General features: G+C 71.6%; 10 protein-coding genes and 2 pseudogenes. 3 read left to right on the top strand and 9 right to left on the bottom strand.

Annotation, left to right across the window (positions count from 1 at the left end; genetic code table 11):
- The first annotated feature begins 297 nt into the window (after window positions 1-297).
- A complete protein-coding gene (locus tag ACQP00_RS19780; protein WP_433221146.1) occupies window positions 298-1536 on the top strand; it encodes an EAL and HDOD domain-containing protein in 1239 nt (412 codons plus the stop codon).
- Window positions 1537-3018: 1482 nt separating this feature from the next.
- Here the strand turns inward: ACQP00_RS19780 and ACQP00_RS19775 are convergent.
- Window positions 3019-3495, bottom strand: coding sequence for a sensor histidine kinase (locus tag ACQP00_RS19775; RefSeq protein ID WP_433221144.1), 477 nt, complete (start codon window positions 3493-3495; stop codon window positions 3019-3021).
- 103 nt (window positions 3496-3598) lie between these two features.
- On the opposite strand from ACQP00_RS19775, the pseudogene ACQP00_RS19770 reads away from it, so the two are divergent.
- Both ACQP00_RS19770 and ACQP00_RS19765 read left to right on the top strand, forming a co-directional pair.
- Window positions 3599-4275, top strand: a pseudogene (locus ACQP00_RS19770) (IS5 family transposase); the annotation flags it as partial.
- Window positions 4276-4408: 133 nt separating this feature from the next.
- Window positions 4409-4681 (top strand): annotated as a pseudogene (locus ACQP00_RS19765) (leucine zipper domain-containing protein); the annotation flags it as partial.
- 673 nt (window positions 4682-5354) lie between these two features.
- Here the strand turns inward: ACQP00_RS19765 and ACQP00_RS19760 are convergent.
- The 8 genes from ACQP00_RS19760 to ACQP00_RS19725 are packed head-to-tail and all read right to left on the bottom strand — an operon-like array spanning window position 5355 to window position 17455.
- The gene (locus tag ACQP00_RS19760) at window positions 5355-7895 is read right to left on the bottom strand and encodes an FAD/NAD(P)-binding protein (RefSeq protein ID WP_433221142.1); all 2541 of its coding nucleotides are present in this window, start codon (window positions 7893-7895) and stop codon (window positions 5355-5357) included.
- A gap of 22 nt (window positions 7896-7917) precedes the next feature.
- On the bottom strand, window positions 7918-8976 hold the full coding sequence (locus tag ACQP00_RS19755) for an LLM class flavin-dependent oxidoreductase (RefSeq protein WP_433221140.1): 1059 nt from the start codon (window positions 8974-8976) through the stop codon (window positions 7918-7920).
- Window positions 8973-10685 (bottom strand): ABC transporter ATP-binding protein, encoded by a 1713-nt coding sequence (locus tag ACQP00_RS19750; RefSeq protein ID WP_433221138.1) that lies wholly within the window; start codon window positions 10683-10685, stop codon window positions 8973-8975. Before ACQP00_RS19750 ends, ACQP00_RS19755 begins: the two co-directional genes overlap by 4 nt.
- Window positions 10675-12375: an ABC transporter ATP-binding protein gene (locus ACQP00_RS19745; RefSeq protein ID WP_433221136.1), complete on the bottom strand. Its 1701-nt coding sequence runs from the start codon at window positions 12373-12375 to the stop codon at window positions 10675-10677. The genes ACQP00_RS19750 and ACQP00_RS19745 overlap by 11 nt, the downstream gene beginning before the upstream one ends.
- Window positions 12368-14017, bottom strand: a complete 1650-nt coding sequence (locus ACQP00_RS19740; RefSeq protein WP_433221134.1) for a dipeptide ABC transporter ATP-binding protein — start codon at window positions 14015-14017, stop codon at window positions 12368-12370. Before ACQP00_RS19740 ends, ACQP00_RS19745 begins: the two co-directional genes overlap by 8 nt.
- Window positions 14014-14820: an ABC transporter permease gene (locus tag ACQP00_RS19735; RefSeq protein ID WP_433221132.1), complete on the bottom strand. Its 807-nt coding sequence runs from the start codon at window positions 14818-14820 to the stop codon at window positions 14014-14016. The genes ACQP00_RS19740 and ACQP00_RS19735 overlap by 4 nt, the downstream gene beginning before the upstream one ends.
- Entirely contained in the window at window positions 14817-15815 is a 999-nt protein-coding gene (locus tag ACQP00_RS19730; RefSeq protein ID WP_433221130.1) for an ABC transporter permease, read from the bottom strand. The genes ACQP00_RS19735 and ACQP00_RS19730 overlap by 4 nt, the downstream gene beginning before the upstream one ends.
- Window positions 15815-17455 carry an ABC transporter substrate-binding protein gene (locus tag ACQP00_RS19725; protein ID WP_433221128.1) on the bottom strand — a complete coding sequence of 547 codons (1641 nt, stop codon included), beginning with the start codon at window positions 17453-17455 and terminating at the stop codon, window positions 15815-15817. The genes ACQP00_RS19730 and ACQP00_RS19725 overlap by 1 nt, the downstream gene beginning before the upstream one ends.
- Window positions 17456-17472 lie beyond the last annotated feature (17 nt).

Here is a 17472-nt window from a genome sequence, read left to right as displayed (position 1 = left end):
CCCCGGCGCGCCACACCCCTGCTGGCCACCGGCGCCGCAGGTGTGGGGGTCGCCAGACCCCGCACCGGGCGGTCTCGCAAAGTCTGTGCCGTACGAGGGACCTGATGTCTGCGAAGTCAACGAGGGCGGTTCCGAGACCCCACGCCACAGCGACACACCAACGGTAGAAGTCAGGCATCTGCGGCGACTGCGGCGCCGACGGTCGGCGGGCGCTCGTGCAGCCCATACCCGAAATTGCAACCATGTGAACTCAGCATTCAGATCCTGCGACACAGTCTGGTCCGCTACACCTTGTGTATGTCCAGCAGCGTGTCAGGTGTCGGCGCCACCCACTCGGTCCACGTGGGACGCCAAGCGATCTACGACACGGCTGGCGATGTCGTAGCGTACGAGCTGTTGTTCCGACACGAACCGGACGCAACCGAGGCGAAGCAGCCCGACACACACGCAACTACACGAGTAATAGTCTCGACGTTCACGGAATTCGGCGTCGCCGAACTGGTTGGAGATCGCCCGTGCTTCATCAACGTCACTCGTGAGTTCCTCGTCGGCGAGCTGCCGCTGCCGTTCGACGTAGGACAGGTCGCCTTGGAGATCGTCCCTGAGGTGGGTGACGACCGCCGCGTCAGGACCGGCGTCGCTGCCCTGGCCGAACAGGGTTACACGTTCGCAATAGATCGATTCATGCAGAATGATGCACGGCAGGGGCTACTCGAATACGCGACATACGTCAAGATCGACTTTTTGGAGGCAGGCACTGAAGCTGGTGCCGCAGCAATCCGTCAAGCCGTTGCTCTTTGCAAATCCTTCCCCCACGTTCAGTTGATTGCCGAACGACTAGAGCGTCCGGAGGCACTCGACCTCGCCATGCACCTCGGCTTCGGGCTCGTTCAGGGACACCTCTTCGGCCGGCCCCATATCGTCAGTACCGAAGCCTTGAATCCCGCGCGGTTGCAGCGCCTCGCGTTGCTATGCGAACTCGCCAAAGATGACGTCGGTCTTGACCGCACGATCGACTTGGTCCAGACCGATCCGACACTTGCGCTGCAACTCCTGAAGGGCGTCAATGCAGCGAGCACCGGCCTACCACGACAGGTATCGTCGGTCGCCGAGGCCGTTGTGCTACTCGGATCCGATCGAATCCGCCAGTGGGTCACGTTGCTACTGGTTGACGACCTGGCAGAGGGCAACGCCAGCTACCTCGACGAGGTCCTCACATGTGCCCGTCTGTGCCAGATTCTCGCCGAACGCAACGGCATCTCCGGTCAGGTCGCGTTCACCGCCGGGATGCTCTCCACGATCGTCGAGCTGATGGGCCATCGGCCCTCAGACGTGATCGCAGGGCTTCCACTCACAGCAGATGTCATCGACACCATCCTCGACGACGCGAGCGAGCTGGCACGAATCATCGCTACCGCCAGGTCATATCAGCGGGGTCGACTTACGCCTCGCCGACGGATTGACCTCGGCAGAGATCTCCTGTCGGCCATCCGCTGGTCAACACAGCAGCTCCGACAGCTGCCAATCCGCGCATAGGGCGACTACTATCCCCTCGAAATGAACCGATCCTCCTGGGCGTAAAATCGATGCCTCCAAGTAGAATCGTCCATTCGGACAGAGCGATGGTCAGGTTGTTCGGCCTGCACGTTTGAGAATTAATGGTCCGCTAGCCGCACCCTCGAGGCGCGGGGCGCCAATCCGTAGTCACGCCGCTTAAACTCGTCGCAGCCACTACGCTTCCTCAAACGGACGGCAAACCGATCCAGCCTCCAGTGAAACCAACCCCCTTGGTCGTCAGGCAAGCGCTGCCACCTGCGCGGCAACGCCTAACGTCGCAGATCCAGCGGCCAACATCCTGCACGACTAGGAAGTGGACAGCGATGGCCGTTGGGGTCCGCCGTGAGTACGTGACGCAGTGTCGCGCCGACGGCTCGGAGCGCCGGGTCTGCCGCGCAGGACCGCACGATGGCGGCACCAGGCCGCAGACCCGCCGCGAGCTGGTTCGCGTCGGGGACACCGACCTCGACCCCAGCCGGCAACAGGCCAGCGCACGCGCCGGCGAGATCGGCATGGTGCTCGGGCTAGCGCTAGTCGTGCCTCGTGGCGAGTCTCCTTCTCACGAGATCCACGCTCATCTTATAGATCCGGATTGCATCGGCAAGCACGATAACCCGGACCGCATAGCGCTGCCGAAGCGATCTCCAGATGGCATCCAATGTTGCCGGGCGCTCTCAACAGCCAGCCCGTCCCGCCAACGTGAGCAGGTCGCGGCCGGTTCGATACATCCGACCACGACGAACCAACCATACTAAGGTCCGAACCACTCGTACTGCTGCGCTCGGGATCACTGCCGGGTCCTTTGCGACAGTAGTATGACGAAATTACGGAATGCCGCTTTCCCGCTTCGCTTTCGCGACAGCCATGTCATTATGACTGGATGGCGATCTGCGATCGGGCCGTTGTCGCTAGCCGGCGCTCCTTCCCTGACGGCGGACCAGATGCCGGGCCCATAACCAGTGATCACACGGTAACGATTCAGGCCCGACACTACGCGCAGGCAGGTGCGGATCTCGAAGCTTTACTCCGCGCGGCCGAGGCCACACGAGCTCAAATGCATGTCATCATCGCCGAGGCTCGTAACGACCCACGGCAAATGACAGTTTTGAGCCGCATGGATGAGTACATCGCCGGCTTGCAGTCGGTGATTTCGCGCTCCGCAACGACCCAAGCCGACGGCGAGGCGCCGTGGGGTCGCGGGCAGAGGTGGCCGAGCCTGGGTGCCGACCCCCGAGAAATGTAACGCCGAAATCACGTAGCGTGAAGCAGCCCAGACGGGCCGAGCAGCGCGCCACGCGCTGTGGTCGCAAATTTGCGGTGCGCGCCCGGCCCGGCGGTTGCATTGTTCGCCGCTACCCAGCAACAACGGCTACGTCACCGCCAGGCAGCATCAGGCAGCCGACCGCGAGAAACCACGGGCAAATCATCGATCGCCGACGTCAGATCGGCCGACATGCAGCCCTAGCCCGACCCATCAGAGTCATACGGGAGTTCGGCGTACAGAGTAGTGCCTCGACCAGGAGGGCTTAGCACCTTGAAGGTGCCATCGAGGGTCTCGACCCGGTCCTGAAGCCCGAGCAGTCCTGATCCCGCGTCGCGGTAGGCGCCGCCGATACCGTCGTCTCGCACGACGAGCATCAGGCAAGCCTCACGGGCCTCGACGTTTGCATTCACGATGCTGGCCTGTGCGTGCTTGGCCGCATTGGTCAGCGCATCGGAGATGACGTAGTAGGCGGCGACTTCGATCTGTTCCGGCAGCCGCGGGTCGACATTAATGCGAAGCTCGACCGGCAGGCTGCTCCGCCGAGCCAGCGTGCGTATCGCCGGACCGAGATCGTCCTGGGACACATCGCAGCGTGGATGCCCCTGGACAGCTTGCCGGACATCGTCGTTCTCGCCCGGCAGGCCGTCCTGCGCCATTCGCAGCTCCAGTCCCACCGATACGAGACGCTGCTGGGCGCCGTCGTGCAGGTCGCGTTCTAGGCGTCGACGGGCATCGTCCGTGCGGCGACGATCCGTGCGCGCGAGGCGACGAGTTGCTCGCGGCTGGCAGCGTGACGGCACCTGGGACACCATCCTCGCCGCCGCCCAGGCCGGCGCAGACGCGGCCGGCCTGATCGACTGGGACGTCAGCGTCGACTCCACGACCAGCCGCGCGCATCAGCACGCCGGCGGCGCTCGCCGCGATGGCCACCTGCAACAGGAGCCACCCGGCGGTGTCCACGACGAACCCGCCGACCACGCGCTGGACCGGTCCCGCGGCGGCCTGACCACCAAGACGCATCTGGCCTGCGAGCAGGGCCAGAAACCCCTCGCGCTCATCCTCACCGCGGGGCATCGTGGTGACAGCCCGCAGTTCATTCCGGTATTGGCCAAGATCCGCGTCGCTCGAATCGGCGGCGGGCACCCGCGCACCCGCCCGGACCTGGTCCTGGCCGACAAGGCCTACACCTCGAAAGCCAACCGGACCCACCTGCGCTCACGCGGCATCACCGCATGCATCCCCAGCAAAGCCGACCAGGACACCCACCGCAAAGCCAAAGGCTCCAACGGCGGCCGCCCACCCGCGTTCGACCCGATCCGCTACCAGCAACGCCACGCGGTCGAGTGCGGCATCAATCGCCTCAAACGCAACCGCGGCATGGCCACCCGCTTCGACTGCTCGCCGTACGCTACCAAGCCACCGTCACCATCACCGTGATCAACGAATGGCTCTGACCAGACATATGAAACACGCGCTAGGTGTTCTGCCCACGGACGTTGGTAACGCGGCGCATGTCCTGAAATAGGTGAGGACCTCCAGATGAAGTGGAGCTTGCGACAGTTCCACACCACATCCGAGAGGTCCTCGATGCCCCACGCTAATGCCCCGTTGACCGAACTCGGCCGATTGCGGCTGGCCCGGTGCGTCGTGGATGACGGCTGGCCGTTACGCCGGGCCGCGGAACGGTTCCAGGTCAGTCCGGTCACGGCGAAACGCTGGTCCGACCGCTATCGTGCTCAGGGGCCGGCGGGGATGTGTGACCGGTCCAGCAGGCCGCGTCACAGCCCGAACCGCACTCCGCGGCCGGTGGAACGGAAGGTCCTGCACCTACGCCGGAGTCGACGTCTCGGGCCGGCGCGACGTCCATCCTGGGTTACAACGGCGACACCAACGACTGGCGACACCGACGATTCGCGGGGAATCCCGCAGCAGTTCGCAGACGCCACGGTGTGTCCGGCAGCTGCAGCGCGGTCTCGCACGCGGTCCCGGCGACGCAGTGGGGCAGGAGAACCTACGGCAAGCTCACCAGCACATGTCGACATCCCTGCCAGTAGGCACCCCATCCCAGGTGCCGAGTTGCTCACAGGCTGGCAGCTATTCGATTCCGGTCTCGTGGCGATCAGTGACTGACACCCGGACCCGACGATACGAACGACCCCGCCGCAGCCCTCGACATTCGATGGCGTGGCCGGAAGCCACCCGGGGCTTGCGACCCTACCGCCGGCACGCCCCCGACGGTGTTCACCCGTTCGCCGCACGCCGTGGCGCTTGACGTCCGCCGGCATACAAAAACGTCGCGTCGGCGCCTTTGCCGACCTCCACTACATCAAACGAGAGGGTTCGCCGATGCAACTCGAGAACGATGGTGAGCCGCCACGTCACGCCCAGCGAACGCTGGATACAACGGCATGGGTACCGCCCAGGTATCGGCACAACTACGCATGGACATCCGCCGACGCCGGCTCGCCCGCCGACGGCCCACCTGTCCGGGATCGCTGTGACGAATTTGAGAGTGGGTCGGCCGGGAGAGGTTTCAGCTGTTGCGGTACCGATCGGCGCGCTGTAAAGCGCTGAGCAAGACGTCGTCGATAACCTCGCGCTGGGCGTCGCTGCCGCCGAGGCGGACCCACTCCCCCGTCCGGCGGGAGATCAGCTCGACGGTGCGTGCGTAGTCGCCGGCCAGATACGCGCGCAGCGCGCGGACGAGCACCGCGACGAGGTCGAATGCGGGCTCGGTGCGGCCCGCGGCGTAGCTGCCGAGTGCGGCTAGCCCGGCCGGGTCGTCGGCGGCGGCGAGCGCGAGGGCGGCGTGCAGGCCGATGAACGCGGTCCGTGGTTGGCTCAGTAGGTCTTTCGGGACCACGTCGAGGACTTCGTCGATCGTCACCGGCTGCGGCGGTGCGCCGAGCACCCGGCAGCGCCACAGCAGCGACGCCGAGTCGACGAGGGCGCGGACCCCGCCGACGGACGGCGGTGCCAGCTGCCCGTGCAGGCGCGCCGACACGTCGGTCCAGCGTTGCAGGGCGAGCTCGTGCAGGGCGGCGTGCCAGGAGAAGTGCGCGCCCTGGAACGCGGTCCGTCCGGGCCCGTCGATCCAGGCGGTGAGCCACGTGAGGCCGGTGTGGTGTTCGCCGGTCTCGTAGTACACGTGGCTGCGCGCGTGGGCCGCGTGGCCGCCGGCCGGGTCGGCCGCGAGGGCCCGCTCGGCGAGCTCGGCGCTCTGCGTCCAGCGGTGCTGCTCCTGGCGGACGAAGGCGAGCAGCCCGAGGTACCACCAGTCCTCGCCGTACACCGGGGCCAGCCGCTCGACGATCGCCCAGGCGTGCTGCGGCACCTGGGTGGCGCCGCCGAACGCGATCGTCGGGACGCAGGCGTTGACGACGAGCGCGTCGCGGGGGAATTCGTCGATGTGGCGCAGCAGGCCCGCCGGGTCGCCGGAGCGGATCCGGCCGGCGACGGCGCGCAGGAGGCTGCTGGTACGGGCGTCGCTGCGCACCTGCGCGGCCCGTTCGGCCTCGGCCAGGACACCCGGGGCGTCGGCGGCGATGACCCCCTCGACGGCCAGCAGGGCGCGGACGGTGTGGGCCAGCGCGAACGACGGGTCCTCGGCGGTCGCCGCGTCCAGCGCCGCGTCCGCGCCCTGCTGCACGCGCAGCACCCGGCGGACCGCGTCGTCGAAGTGCTCGGCGGCGCGCGCGGAGGTGAGCACGGGCAGGCCGTACCGGTCGCGGCGGACCCGCGGACCCGGCGCCCGGCCGGGGGCGGCGAGACCCTGCAGGCGCTCGGCCAGGGCGAGGGCCTGGGTCCGGATCTCCGGCACGGCGGTGCTCTCCAGCAGCTGGCCCCGGCGGGTGCTGCCGAGCGTCCACAGGCCGGGTACCGGCGCACCGTAGGCGTCGCGCAACTGCCCGTCGGGCGTCGTCGCCCAGCCCATGCCGAGCGGGCCGGTGGTGACGTAGCCCTCGGCGAACAGCTGCTGGATCAGCGGGTTGGTCGAGCCGGCCAGGTCCGGGTCCGGCCCGGTGGTGTTGATGATCCAGCTGCCGGGTTCGGCCCGGGCGATGGCGACCGACGGATGCTCGGCGGCGATCGCCAGCCGGCCCTCGGCCCGCAGCCCGGCGATCGCGTCGGCGACCGGCGGGGCCATGCGGTGCCGCGCGTTGTCCCAGCGGCGCAGGTCCCGCCGCAGGAACTCGCGGCGGTCCGGGTCGGACAGGGAAGACCAGATCCCTTGGGTGTACGGCCGGAGCCCGTCGATCGCCGGCCGCCAGTCACCGGTGGCCGCGATCGACTCGCGGACGCGCCGGTGCACGAGCCGGCGCACCTGCCGGATGCCGGTCGGCAGCGCCACCCCGTCCAGCGGCATCGGCGGGCGGGCCTGCGGCGTGTGCGCGAAGGGCAGCTGGCCGTTGCGGGACGTGGCGGTGATCGGCCGCCGGGTGCGGGCCGAGAGCGTGACGGCGACGTCGACGGCGGTCAGGCCGGTGCCGACGATGAGCACCGGGTCCGCGGGGCCGACGCCGTCCAGCGCGCCGGGCCGCCACGGATCGGCGACGAAGCGGGGACGGGCGCGCAGCCGGCGGGGTACCCACGCCTGGGCCGGCGGTTCGATGCCGATGGCCAGCACCACCTCGGTCGCGACGACCGGCGTCGCGCCGTCGACGGTGATCGTCCAGCCGTCGGGGCCGCGGTGCACGCCGTTGGCCCGGCCCCGGATCAGCCGCACGTCCGCGCTGGACCCGCCCTCGGCCGCGTCGGTGGCCAGGGCCGCGAGGTAGTCGCCGAACACCGCCCGCGGCACGAAGTCCTCGCCGGTCACGCCGTCGCGCCCGGTGGCGGCGAGCCAGCGGGTGAAGTGCTCGGGCCGGTCCGGCCAGGCGCTCATGGCGGCGGCCCGGACATTGAGCAGATGGGCCGGGTCCGTGGTGCGATAGGCGGTGCCGCTGCCGAGCCGGCCGGGGCCGCGGTCGATGAGCGCGACCCGGAGCCGGCCGGCGGCGAGGCGGGTCAGATTGGCCAGGACCAGCGTGCCGGCGGCCCCACCACCGACGATCGCCACATCGACATCACTCACTATTTCCCCACTTTTCCCATTATCATAGGTCGCGGGACCACCCCAGCGCCGAGGCGACGGCGGTCAGGTCGGTCAGCAGCCGGACGTTCTCGGCGAGCCCGAACGCCGGCGGCAGGAACAGCACCAGTTCGTCGGCGGCGGCCAGCCCGGGATCGGCGGCGACCGCCGCGGCCACCGCATCGGGCTCGCCGTGGTACACGGGGCTCATCGCCATGCCGGTCGGCAGGTCCGCGGTCAGCACGGGCTCCAGTGCGCCGGCCGGGCGGGACGCCGCCGGGCCGTGGGCGCGCCGCTGCCGATCGTAGGCGGCGTACGTCTCACGCAGGGCGGCGGTCGGGCCGGGCAGGATCGAGGCGGCGACCGCGACCGGTGGCGGCGGCGTGCCATGGGCGGCGGTCCACGCCTCCCGGTACGCGGTGACGAGCCGCGCCTGGTGCGCCGGGAACGACTCCCCGGCCGGCACGTCGTGCAGGATGGTGCCGGTGATGAGGCGCAGGCCCTGCCGGGCCGCGGTCACCGCCGAGGCGAGGCTGCCGGAGCCGTACCAGATCCGCGACCGCAGGCCGGGGCTCGGCGGGGTGACCCTCAGCTCGGTGCCCGGCGGCGGGCCGCCGACGCCCCGGCGCTCGGTCACGGTGTGCAGGGTCTCGCCGGCGACGGCGGCCAGGAACCGGGCCAGGCGCCGCTGGCCCTCGGTGCGGGCGTCGGTGGCGACCTCCCCGAAGACGGCGTCCCAGACGTCGGTACCGCTGGAGAAGGCCAGCTGGAGCCGCTCGCCCACGAGCAGGTCGGCGGTGCAGGCGGCCTCGGCGAGCAGGACCGGCTCCTGGTAGCGGGCCGGGATGACGGCGCTGCCGAGGGTGATGCGGCTGGTGTGCTGGCCGGCGGCGGCGAAGAACGGGATCGGCGCGGACAGGTAGTTGTCGAAGTGCCGCTGGTAGGCCCACCCGGACTGGTAGCCGAGCCGTTCGGCCACCCGGAACAGTTCGATGCCCTCGCGCAGCCCGCGGGCGGCGGCGCCGCTGGGGAACGAGACCCGGGTGTTGAACCCGAGGCGCGTGATGGTTCGCCGGATCGTCATGTACGGGCTCCTGTCCAGGCGGTGAGCAGGTCGGCGTAGGGACCGGGCAGCGCCGCCAGCCGGGCGTGCGGGCCGGCCTGCACGAGCCTGCCGGCTGCCAGGACCAGCACCCGGTCGGCCTGCTCGGCGGTGCTGATGCGGTGGGCGATCGAGATGGTGGTGCGGCCGCGGGTGAGCGCGGCCAGGGCCCGCTGCACGGCGAGTTCGGTGGCGGGGTCGATGCCGGACGTCGCCTCGTCGAGGATCACCAGGTCAGGATCGGCGAGGGCGGTGCGGGCCAGGGCGACGAGCTGCCGCTCACCGACCGAGAGCCGCTCACCGCGCAGGCCGACCGGGGTGGCGAGGCCGTCGGGCAGGGTCGCGAACCAGTCGGCCAGGCCGAGGTCACGCAGGACCCGCAGCGCGTCGTCGTCGCCGGCGTCGGGCGCGCCGACCCGCAGGTTCTGCCCGACCGTGCCGTCGAACAGGAACGCGTCCTGCGGGACGAGCACGACCCGCCCGGACAGCGACGCCGCCGACAGCCGCCGCAGTGGTACGCCGCTGAGCCGGATCCCGCCCGCGGCCGGTTCGAGGCGGCGGGTGAGCAGCTTGGCGAGGGTCGACTTGCCCGACCCGGTGCGCCCGACCACGGCGACGTGCTCGCCCGCCGCGAGGTGGAACGTCACGTCGCGCAGCACGAGCGGGCCGTCGCCGTAGCCCGCGGCGACCCGCTGGACGCAGACGCTCACCGGCCCGGCCGGCAGTGGCACGGAGCCGCGTTCGTCCCCGGCGTCGGCGATCGGGGTCCGGGCCAGCTCCACCGCCCGCCGCCATCCGGTGCGGGCGTTCTGCGCCTCGCCCAGACTCTGGACGAGCGACTGCAGCGGGCGGACGAAGAAGCCGACGAGGAACACCATCGCGACGACCTGCCCGGCGCTCAGCCGTGGCTGGCCCGCACCGCCCGCCAGCGCCCACCACACGCCGCCGAGCATGGCCGTCACCGTCATCGTGGAGATGGCCGGTTCGCCCAGCGAGGCGTTCGCGTGCAGCGGCGCGAGGGTGCGCACGAGGCTGTCCCGGGCCCGGTCGACGGCCGCGCCGGCGAGGGCCCGGCTGCGTTCGGCGGTGCCGGTGGCCCGGATGACGGCCGCGCCGAGCACCGCCTCGGTCACCGCGTGCTGCAGCCCGGACAGGTCCCGGCGTGCCTGCTCGTAGCGGCGGGCGATGACCCGTTGCAGGGCGAGCATGACGAGCAGGACGAGCGCGGCGAGCAGGAGCACGGGCGCGGCGAGCGGCGGGCTGTACACGAGCATGACGGCGGTGGCGACGAGCAGCTGCGCGCCGCCGGTCAGCACCTGCACGCCGCCGCCCTGCAGGAAGGTGGTCGTCTGGTCGACGTCGCTGGTGAGCCGGGCGGTCAGGTCGGCGCCGGCCATCCGCTCGGCGGTGCCGGCCGCCATCTCGTGCACCCGGCGCAGTCCCCGGCGGCGCAAGCCGGCCAGGGCGTCCTCGAACCGGGCGTGCAGGCGCCGGTTCAGCCAGGCCGAGGCGAGGCCGGCGACGAGGACCGCGGCGCCGCCGACGAGGACCGCGGTGCGCACCGCGGGGGCGGCCAGACCGGCGTCGACGGCGTGCTGGACGGTGAGCGGCGCGACGACCCGGCCGGCCCCGGCCAGCAGCGCGAGCCCGGCGGACAGGGCCGCGCCGCGCAGCAGCGGCTCAGCGGGCACGGCTGGGCTCGCCGGCGACGATGCGGCCCGCGTGCAGCCGGACGACCCGATGGGCGAACGCGACGGCGGCCGGGCGGTGGGTGGCCAGCAGCACGGTCGGCCCGTCCGGCGCGCCGGTGAGCCCGGCGAGCCCGGCCAGGACCCGGCGTTCGACGCCGGCGTCGAGGGCCGAGGTGGGGTCGTCGAGCACGAGCAGCCGCGGCCGGCGCAGGATCGCCCGGGCCAGGCAGATGCGCTGGCGCTGACCGCCGGACAGGGTCGCGCCGCGCTCCCCCACCACGGTGCCGAGCCCGTCCGGCAGCTCCCGGACGAACTCGTCGGCGGCGGCGACGCGCAGCGCCCGCCACAGCTCGGCGTCGGTGTACCGGCCGGCGAGCGCGAGGTTGTCGCGGACGGACTCGGCGAACAGGAATGACGTCTGCGCCACCACGGCGACGGCGCCGCTCACCGCGTCCGCGGCCAGCTCGCGCACGTCGACGCCGTCGAAGGTCACGGTGCCGGCGGCGGGGCGGTCATGCCCGGCGGCCACCTCGAGCAGGGTGCTCTTGCCGGCCCCGACCGCGCCGACGAGCGCGGTGACCGAGCCCGGTTCGAGGGTGAGGTCGACGTCGTGCAGGACGGGCTGCCCGTCGCGGACGACGGCGACCCCGCGCAGCTCGGCCCGCAGCGGCCCGCGGCCGCTCAGGCGCCGGTGTCCGGGCGCGGGCGGGTCGGGATGCCGCAGGACGGCCTCGATGCGAGCCAGGCCGCTCGAGGACATCGGCAGCATCGCCAGGAACCGGCTGATGACGTTGAGCGGGATGGCGATCGTGATGAGCAGGTACACCACGCCCACCAGGTCACCGACGGACAGGTCACCGGAGGCGGTCCGCGGCGCCCCGACGGCCAGCACGGCCAGGACCGCCACGGTCGGCAGCAGCTCCAGCAGCGGGTCGAACACGCTGCTGACGGCGGCGATGCGCAGGTTCGCCGCACGCAACCGCCCGACGGTGGGGGCGAAGCGGGCGTCCTCGGCCGCGACCAGGCCGAGGCCGCGCACCACCGCGCCACCCTCGATCGACTCGTGGGCGACCGCGCCGAGCGCACCGCGGGCGGCCTGGGCGGCGGCGGTGCGCGGCGCGAGCAGCCGCTGGTACACCATGTTCAGCGCCAGGACGAGCACCACGAGCGCGAGGCCGACCAGGCCCAGGGCGGCGTCGCGCCGGAACAGCTCGCCCAGGGCCAGCAGGAGCATGAAGACCATGCCGGCGGCGAAGTACGCGAACTGCATCGGCGACCACACGGCCTCGACGTCCGAGACGGCGTGGGCGAGCAGCCGGCCCGGCGGGTGGCGCCGGTGCCAGTCCGGGCCGAGCGCGAGGTAGCGGTGCACCACGGCCCGGCGGGTGCGGGCCTGGGCGCGGTACTGCACCCGCCCGGTCGCGATGCCGCGCACGAAGATGGTGGCCCAGCGCACCAGCGAGATGCCCAGCACGAGCAGCGCACTGACCCACCAGGCGCCGGCCGGCACCACCCGGCCGGTCAGGGCGGGCACCACGAGGTGGTCGGTCGACCAGCCGACGGCGGCCGCGCCGACCACCATGGTGGCCCCGTTGAGCAGCCCGGCCGCGCTCGCGACGGCGGCCGGGCCGGGGTGCGCCCGCGCGCCGGTGAGCTGAGCGGCCAGCCCCGACGGTCGGCGATCAGCCATGGACGTCCGCCGGGACCCGCCGCACGGCGCGTCCCGGCACGGCGTCGATGAGGTCGCGGGTGTGCTGGGTCCGCGGGCTGGTGAACACCTCGGCGACCGGCCCCTCCTCGACGACCCGGCCGCCGCTCATCACCGACACGGTGTGCGAGATCTCGGCGACGACGGCGAGGTCGTGCGAGACGAACAGGTACGACAGCCCCAGCTCGGCCTGCAGCTCGACGAGCAGCCGCAGGATCTGGTCCTGGACCAGCACGTCGAGGGCCGAGACCGGCTCGTCGAGCATGAGCAGCTGCGGGCGCAGGGCCAGGGCCCGGGCGATCGCCACCCGCTGCCGCTGGCCGCCGGAGAGCTCGGCGGGCCGCCGGTCCAGGTACTGCGCCGGCAGCGCGACCTGATCGAGCAGCTCCCGGGCCCGCGCGGCGCGTTCGCGGCGGCCGCCGACCTTGAACGACACCAGCGGCTCGGTGATCGACTGCCGCACGGTGAAGCGCGGGTCGAGCGCGGCGAACGGGTCCTGGTGCACCAGTTGGGCCTGCCGCCGCAGCGGCCGCAGCTGGTGCCAGCTCTTGCCGGCGATCTCGGTGCCGTCCAGCACGATCGAGCCGGTCGTCGGCGCCTCCAGGCCGAGCGCGATGCGCAGGGTCGTGGTCTTGCCGCAGCCGGACTCGCCGACCAGCGCGTGGGTCCGCCCCCGGGGCACGGTCACGTCGACGCCGGCGAGGGCGTTGAACCCGCGCTGTCCGCGCCGCCGGTCGGTCGCGGCGAAGGTTTTGCCCACCCCGGTGAGGGTCAGGATCGGTTCCGGCACGGGCTGCTCGCGCACGTCGAAGCGGGGCACCAGCCGGCCGCCGTGGGCCAGGCGGGGTGCGGCGGCGATGAGCCGGCGGGTGTACTGCTCGCGCGGCTCGCGCAGGATCGCGCCCGGCTCGCCCTCCTCGACCTTGCGCCCGTCCTGCATGACGACGACCCGGTCGGCGCGGTCCGCGGCGACGGCCAGGTCGTGGGTGATGACGAGCAGCGAGATGCCCTCCTCACGGACCAGCCCGCCGAGGTGGTCGAGGATCCGCCGCTGCACGGTGACGTCCAGCGCGCTGGTCGGCTCGTCGGCGATGATGAGCTTCGGCCGCCCGGCGATGGCGATCGCGATGAGCACCCGCTGGCGCAGGCCGCCGGACAGCTCGTGCGGGTACTGCCGGATCCGCAGTTCCGGGTCGGGGACGCCGGCCTGGGCGAGGTAGCGCACCGTCTCGGCGTGCGCGGCGGCGCCGGCGAACCCGCGCAGCGCGGCCGCCTCGGCGACCTGGGCGCCGATCCGCTTGGTGGGGTTGAGCCCGACCATCGGGTCCTGCGGGATGAGCCCGACCACCGAGCCGCGCAGCCGGCGCAGGGTCCGCTCCCGGGCCCCGGCGATCTGCACGCCGTCCACGATCGCCGAGCCCGCGGTGATCCGTCCGTTCGGCGGCAGCAGGCCGATGAGCGCGTTCGCGGTGGTGGTCTTGCCCGACCCGGATTCGCCGACGATCGCCACCACCTCGCCGGCCCCGACGGTGAGGTCGAGGCCGGTGACGGCCGGGGTGAGCCGGCGGTGGCGGACGTAGCCGATGTCGAGCCCGGTGATCTGCACGAGCGGTTCGGCGGTCAACGGGTCACCTCCTGCAGCGTCTTGGAGATGTGGTTGAGGCTGAGCACGAGCAGCGCCACGAACAGGCCGGGCAGCAGGCTGAGCCACCACGCGGTGACGAGGTAGTTGCGGCCGTCGGCGATGAGGGTGCCCCACTCGGCGGCCGGCGGCGCGGCGCCGAAGCCGAGGAAGCTCAGCGAGGAGATCGCGATGATCGCCACGCCGCCGTCGAGGACGGCGAGCACGGCCACCGGGCCCCACGAGTTGGGCAGGATGTGCCGCAGCAGCACGCGCAGCCACGAGGCGCCGGCCGCCCGGGCCGCCTCCACGTACGGCAGCGTCTTGACCCGCAGGACCTCGGCCCGGGTGGTGCGGGCGAACCCGGGCACGATCCCGACGCCGACGGCCACCGCGACCGGGATCGTGCCGTAGCCCAGCGCGGTCACGATCGACAGCGCCAGGAGCAGGCCCGGGATGGCCAGCAGGACGTCGATGACCCGCATGAGCACCGCGTCGGTGCCGCCGCCGAAGAAGCCGGACACGATGCCGAAGGTCAGCCCGGCGGCCAGGGCGATGCCGAGGGCGAGCAGGGTGGCCTGGATGGTCAGCGGCGAGCCGTACAGCACGCGCGTCCACAGGTCCCGGCCGTAGTTGTCGGTGCCGAACAGGTGCCCGGCCCCGGGTGGCTGGATCGCCGCCTCCGGGTGCGTGTCGAACGGGCCCGCCGCGGTGAACAGCCGCGGCCAGAACGCCGAGACGAGCACGAAGAGCAGATAGCCGGACGCCGCCAGGAAGACCGGCCGGCGCAGGAGGTGCCCGATCACAGCGCCGCTCCTTCCACGGCCGCGGCCACCGGGGGCCGGGACGGGCCGCCCCGCCCACCGGTGTAGGAGATCCGCGGGTCGAGCAGCGGATAGAGCAGGTCGACGGCGAGGTTGACGAGCACGAAGATGCTCGCCGCGATCGTCACGATCGCCAGCACCACCGGCACGTCCTGCGACAACACCGACTGCTGGGCGAGGTTGCCCATGCCCTCGCGGGTGAACACCGTCTCCACCACGATCGAGCTGGTGACGATGAGCCCCACCAGGACGCCGAGGATCGTCATCGCCGGCAGGGCCGCGTTGCGCAGCGCGTGGCGCAGGTGCACCGCCGAGCGGGAAAGGCCCTTGGCCCGGGCCGTGGCCACGTAGGGCTGGGCCAGCGTCTCGTCGAAGGTCTTGATGAGCACCTGCGCCAGCAGCGACGAGGTCAGCACCGAGATCGTGGCGACCGGCATGACCAGGGTCGCCGCTCCCTGGGTGCCGTTGGCCGGGAACCAGCCCAGCTGGAAGGAGAAGAACTGGATGAGGAACAGCGCGATGAAGAACTGCGGGAACGAGGCACCGAGCGCGGGCAGCCGGGTCAGCACCGAGCGCAGCGGGTTCCAGCGTACGAACGTGGCGAAGTACGCCAGGGCCGTGCCGGCGACCAGGGACACCGCGGCGGCGCAGACGCTCAGCAGCAGGGTCTGGCCGATCCGCTGCCCGATCAGCTCGGTGACCGGGATGCCCTGGGTCAGCGAGGTGCCGAAGTCGCCGCGCACCGCGCCGGACAGGTGGTGCCAGTACTGCGCCCAGATCGGCTCGTCGAGCCCGAACCGGTGCCGCATCGCCGCGTACTGGTCCGGGCTGAGGCTGTCCTCCTGGATGCCCGCCGCCGCCAGTTGCAGCTGCATCGGGTCGCTGGGCAGCAGGTAGAGGATCGCGAACGTCAGCGTGAACGCCGCCCACAGCACCACCACGGCCTGCCCGACGCGGCCCAGGACGTACTTCGTCATCAGTCTTTCCAGACGTCGTTGAGGCGCAGGAAGCTCTCGGAGGTGAACGCGAAGCCGTGCACCTTGCTGCTCACGCCCGCCTTCTGCACCCGCTCGAACAGCGGGAAGGTGATGCCGGCGTCGATGAGGTAGTCCTGCAGATCGGCGTAGGCCCGCTTGGTCCCGGCCGCGTCGGTGGACTGGATGGCCTGGCCGAACAGCGCCTGGATCTTGGCGATGCCGTCCGGCGGGGCGGAGCGGCGGGCCAGCGCCTTGGAGTTGGCGACGTCGGGGTTGAGGATGAACTGCAGCGCGCCGGGATCGGCCCGGGTGAAGTAGTTGCCGGTGAGGTCGTACTCGCCGTTGTTGAGGTACGTGGCCTGCTGGGCGGTCGTCAGCGTGCGCAGGCTCAGGTTGATCCCGACCTTCTTCAGCTGCGCCTGCAACAGCTCCGAGCCGGCGCTGAACTGGGTGGTCGGATAGTCCACGAGCAACTGGGCGCCGTTCTTGTACCGGTAGCCGTCCTGCCCCACCGTCCAGCCGGCCGCCTCGAGGATCCGCGCCGCGCCGTCGGGGTCGTGGGCGAGCTTGTCGGCCTGCGGCTTGAAGAACGGCGTGGTCGAGTCGAAGCCACCCGCCACGACGGGGTAGCTCGCGCCGAACACGGTCGCGGCGTACGTCTTGCGGTCGATCGCCTTGTTCAGGGCCAGGCGCACCTGCGCGTCGGCGAGCACCTTGCCCTCGGCCGTGTTGGCGAACAGGGTGTAGGACACGCCCGGCAGGGACCGCTGCTCCACCTTGTGGCCGGAGCGGGTGATGAGCTGCTCGTCCTGCGGCGTGAACGGGTTGCGCGGCCAGGCGATGTCGACGGCCCCGCTGACCAGGTTGCCGGTGCGCACGCTGTCCTCGGCGATGTAGTTGAAGACGACCTTGTCGAGGTACGCCTCGCCCTGGTTCTTCACCAGCCCGGAACCCCACTGGTAGCCGGCCCGCCGGGTGAGCACCGTCTCCACCTTGGCCGTGTAGTGGTCGAGCACGAACTGCCCGGAGCCGACGACCCCCTTGCCCGTGCACCGCTCGGCCGGTGTGAGCCGGTACTCGGCCGGGTCCGTGATGGCCAGGTTGGTCGTCGACGTCGCCTGCAGGAACGACGAGTTGGGCCGGCTGAGGTGGAACGCCACGGTGCTCGGATCGACCACCGTGGCGCCGGTGAGGCCCTGCACGTAGGAGGCACCGTAGGCGGCGCCGTTGGTCGCCTTCACCGTCGCGATCCAGCCCGCGGCGTTGTCGGCGACGGCCTGGGCGTCGAGCTTGCCGCCGTTGGCGAAGGTGACGCCGTCGCGCAACTTGAACGTGTACGTGAGCCCGTCCGGGCTGATCTGCCAGCTCGTGGCGAGCCAGGGCACGATGTCGCCGGTCTGCGGGTCCTGGTCGGTCAGCGAGTCGGCGAAGTTGCGGATGATCGAGCGACTCTCGATCCAGTACACCTGGAACGGGTCGATGCACGAGAACGACGGGTTGTCCGGGAAGTACGACACCTTCAGCGTGCCGCCCTTCTTGGGCGGCCCGGCATCACCGCCGGCGGCCGGCGCCGCGCCGGTGCCGCAGGCGCTGAGGGCCAGCAGCGCGGCACCGGTGACGAGCAGTCGAAGCTTGGGCATGAGCAGTTCCTTCTGGT

The organism is Dactylosporangium sp. CS-047395 (assembly GCF_050942185.1).
GTDB lineage: Bacteria > Actinomycetota > Actinomycetes > Mycobacteriales > Micromonosporaceae > Dactylosporangium.
This window is presented reverse-complemented; position numbering and strand designations above follow the sequence as displayed.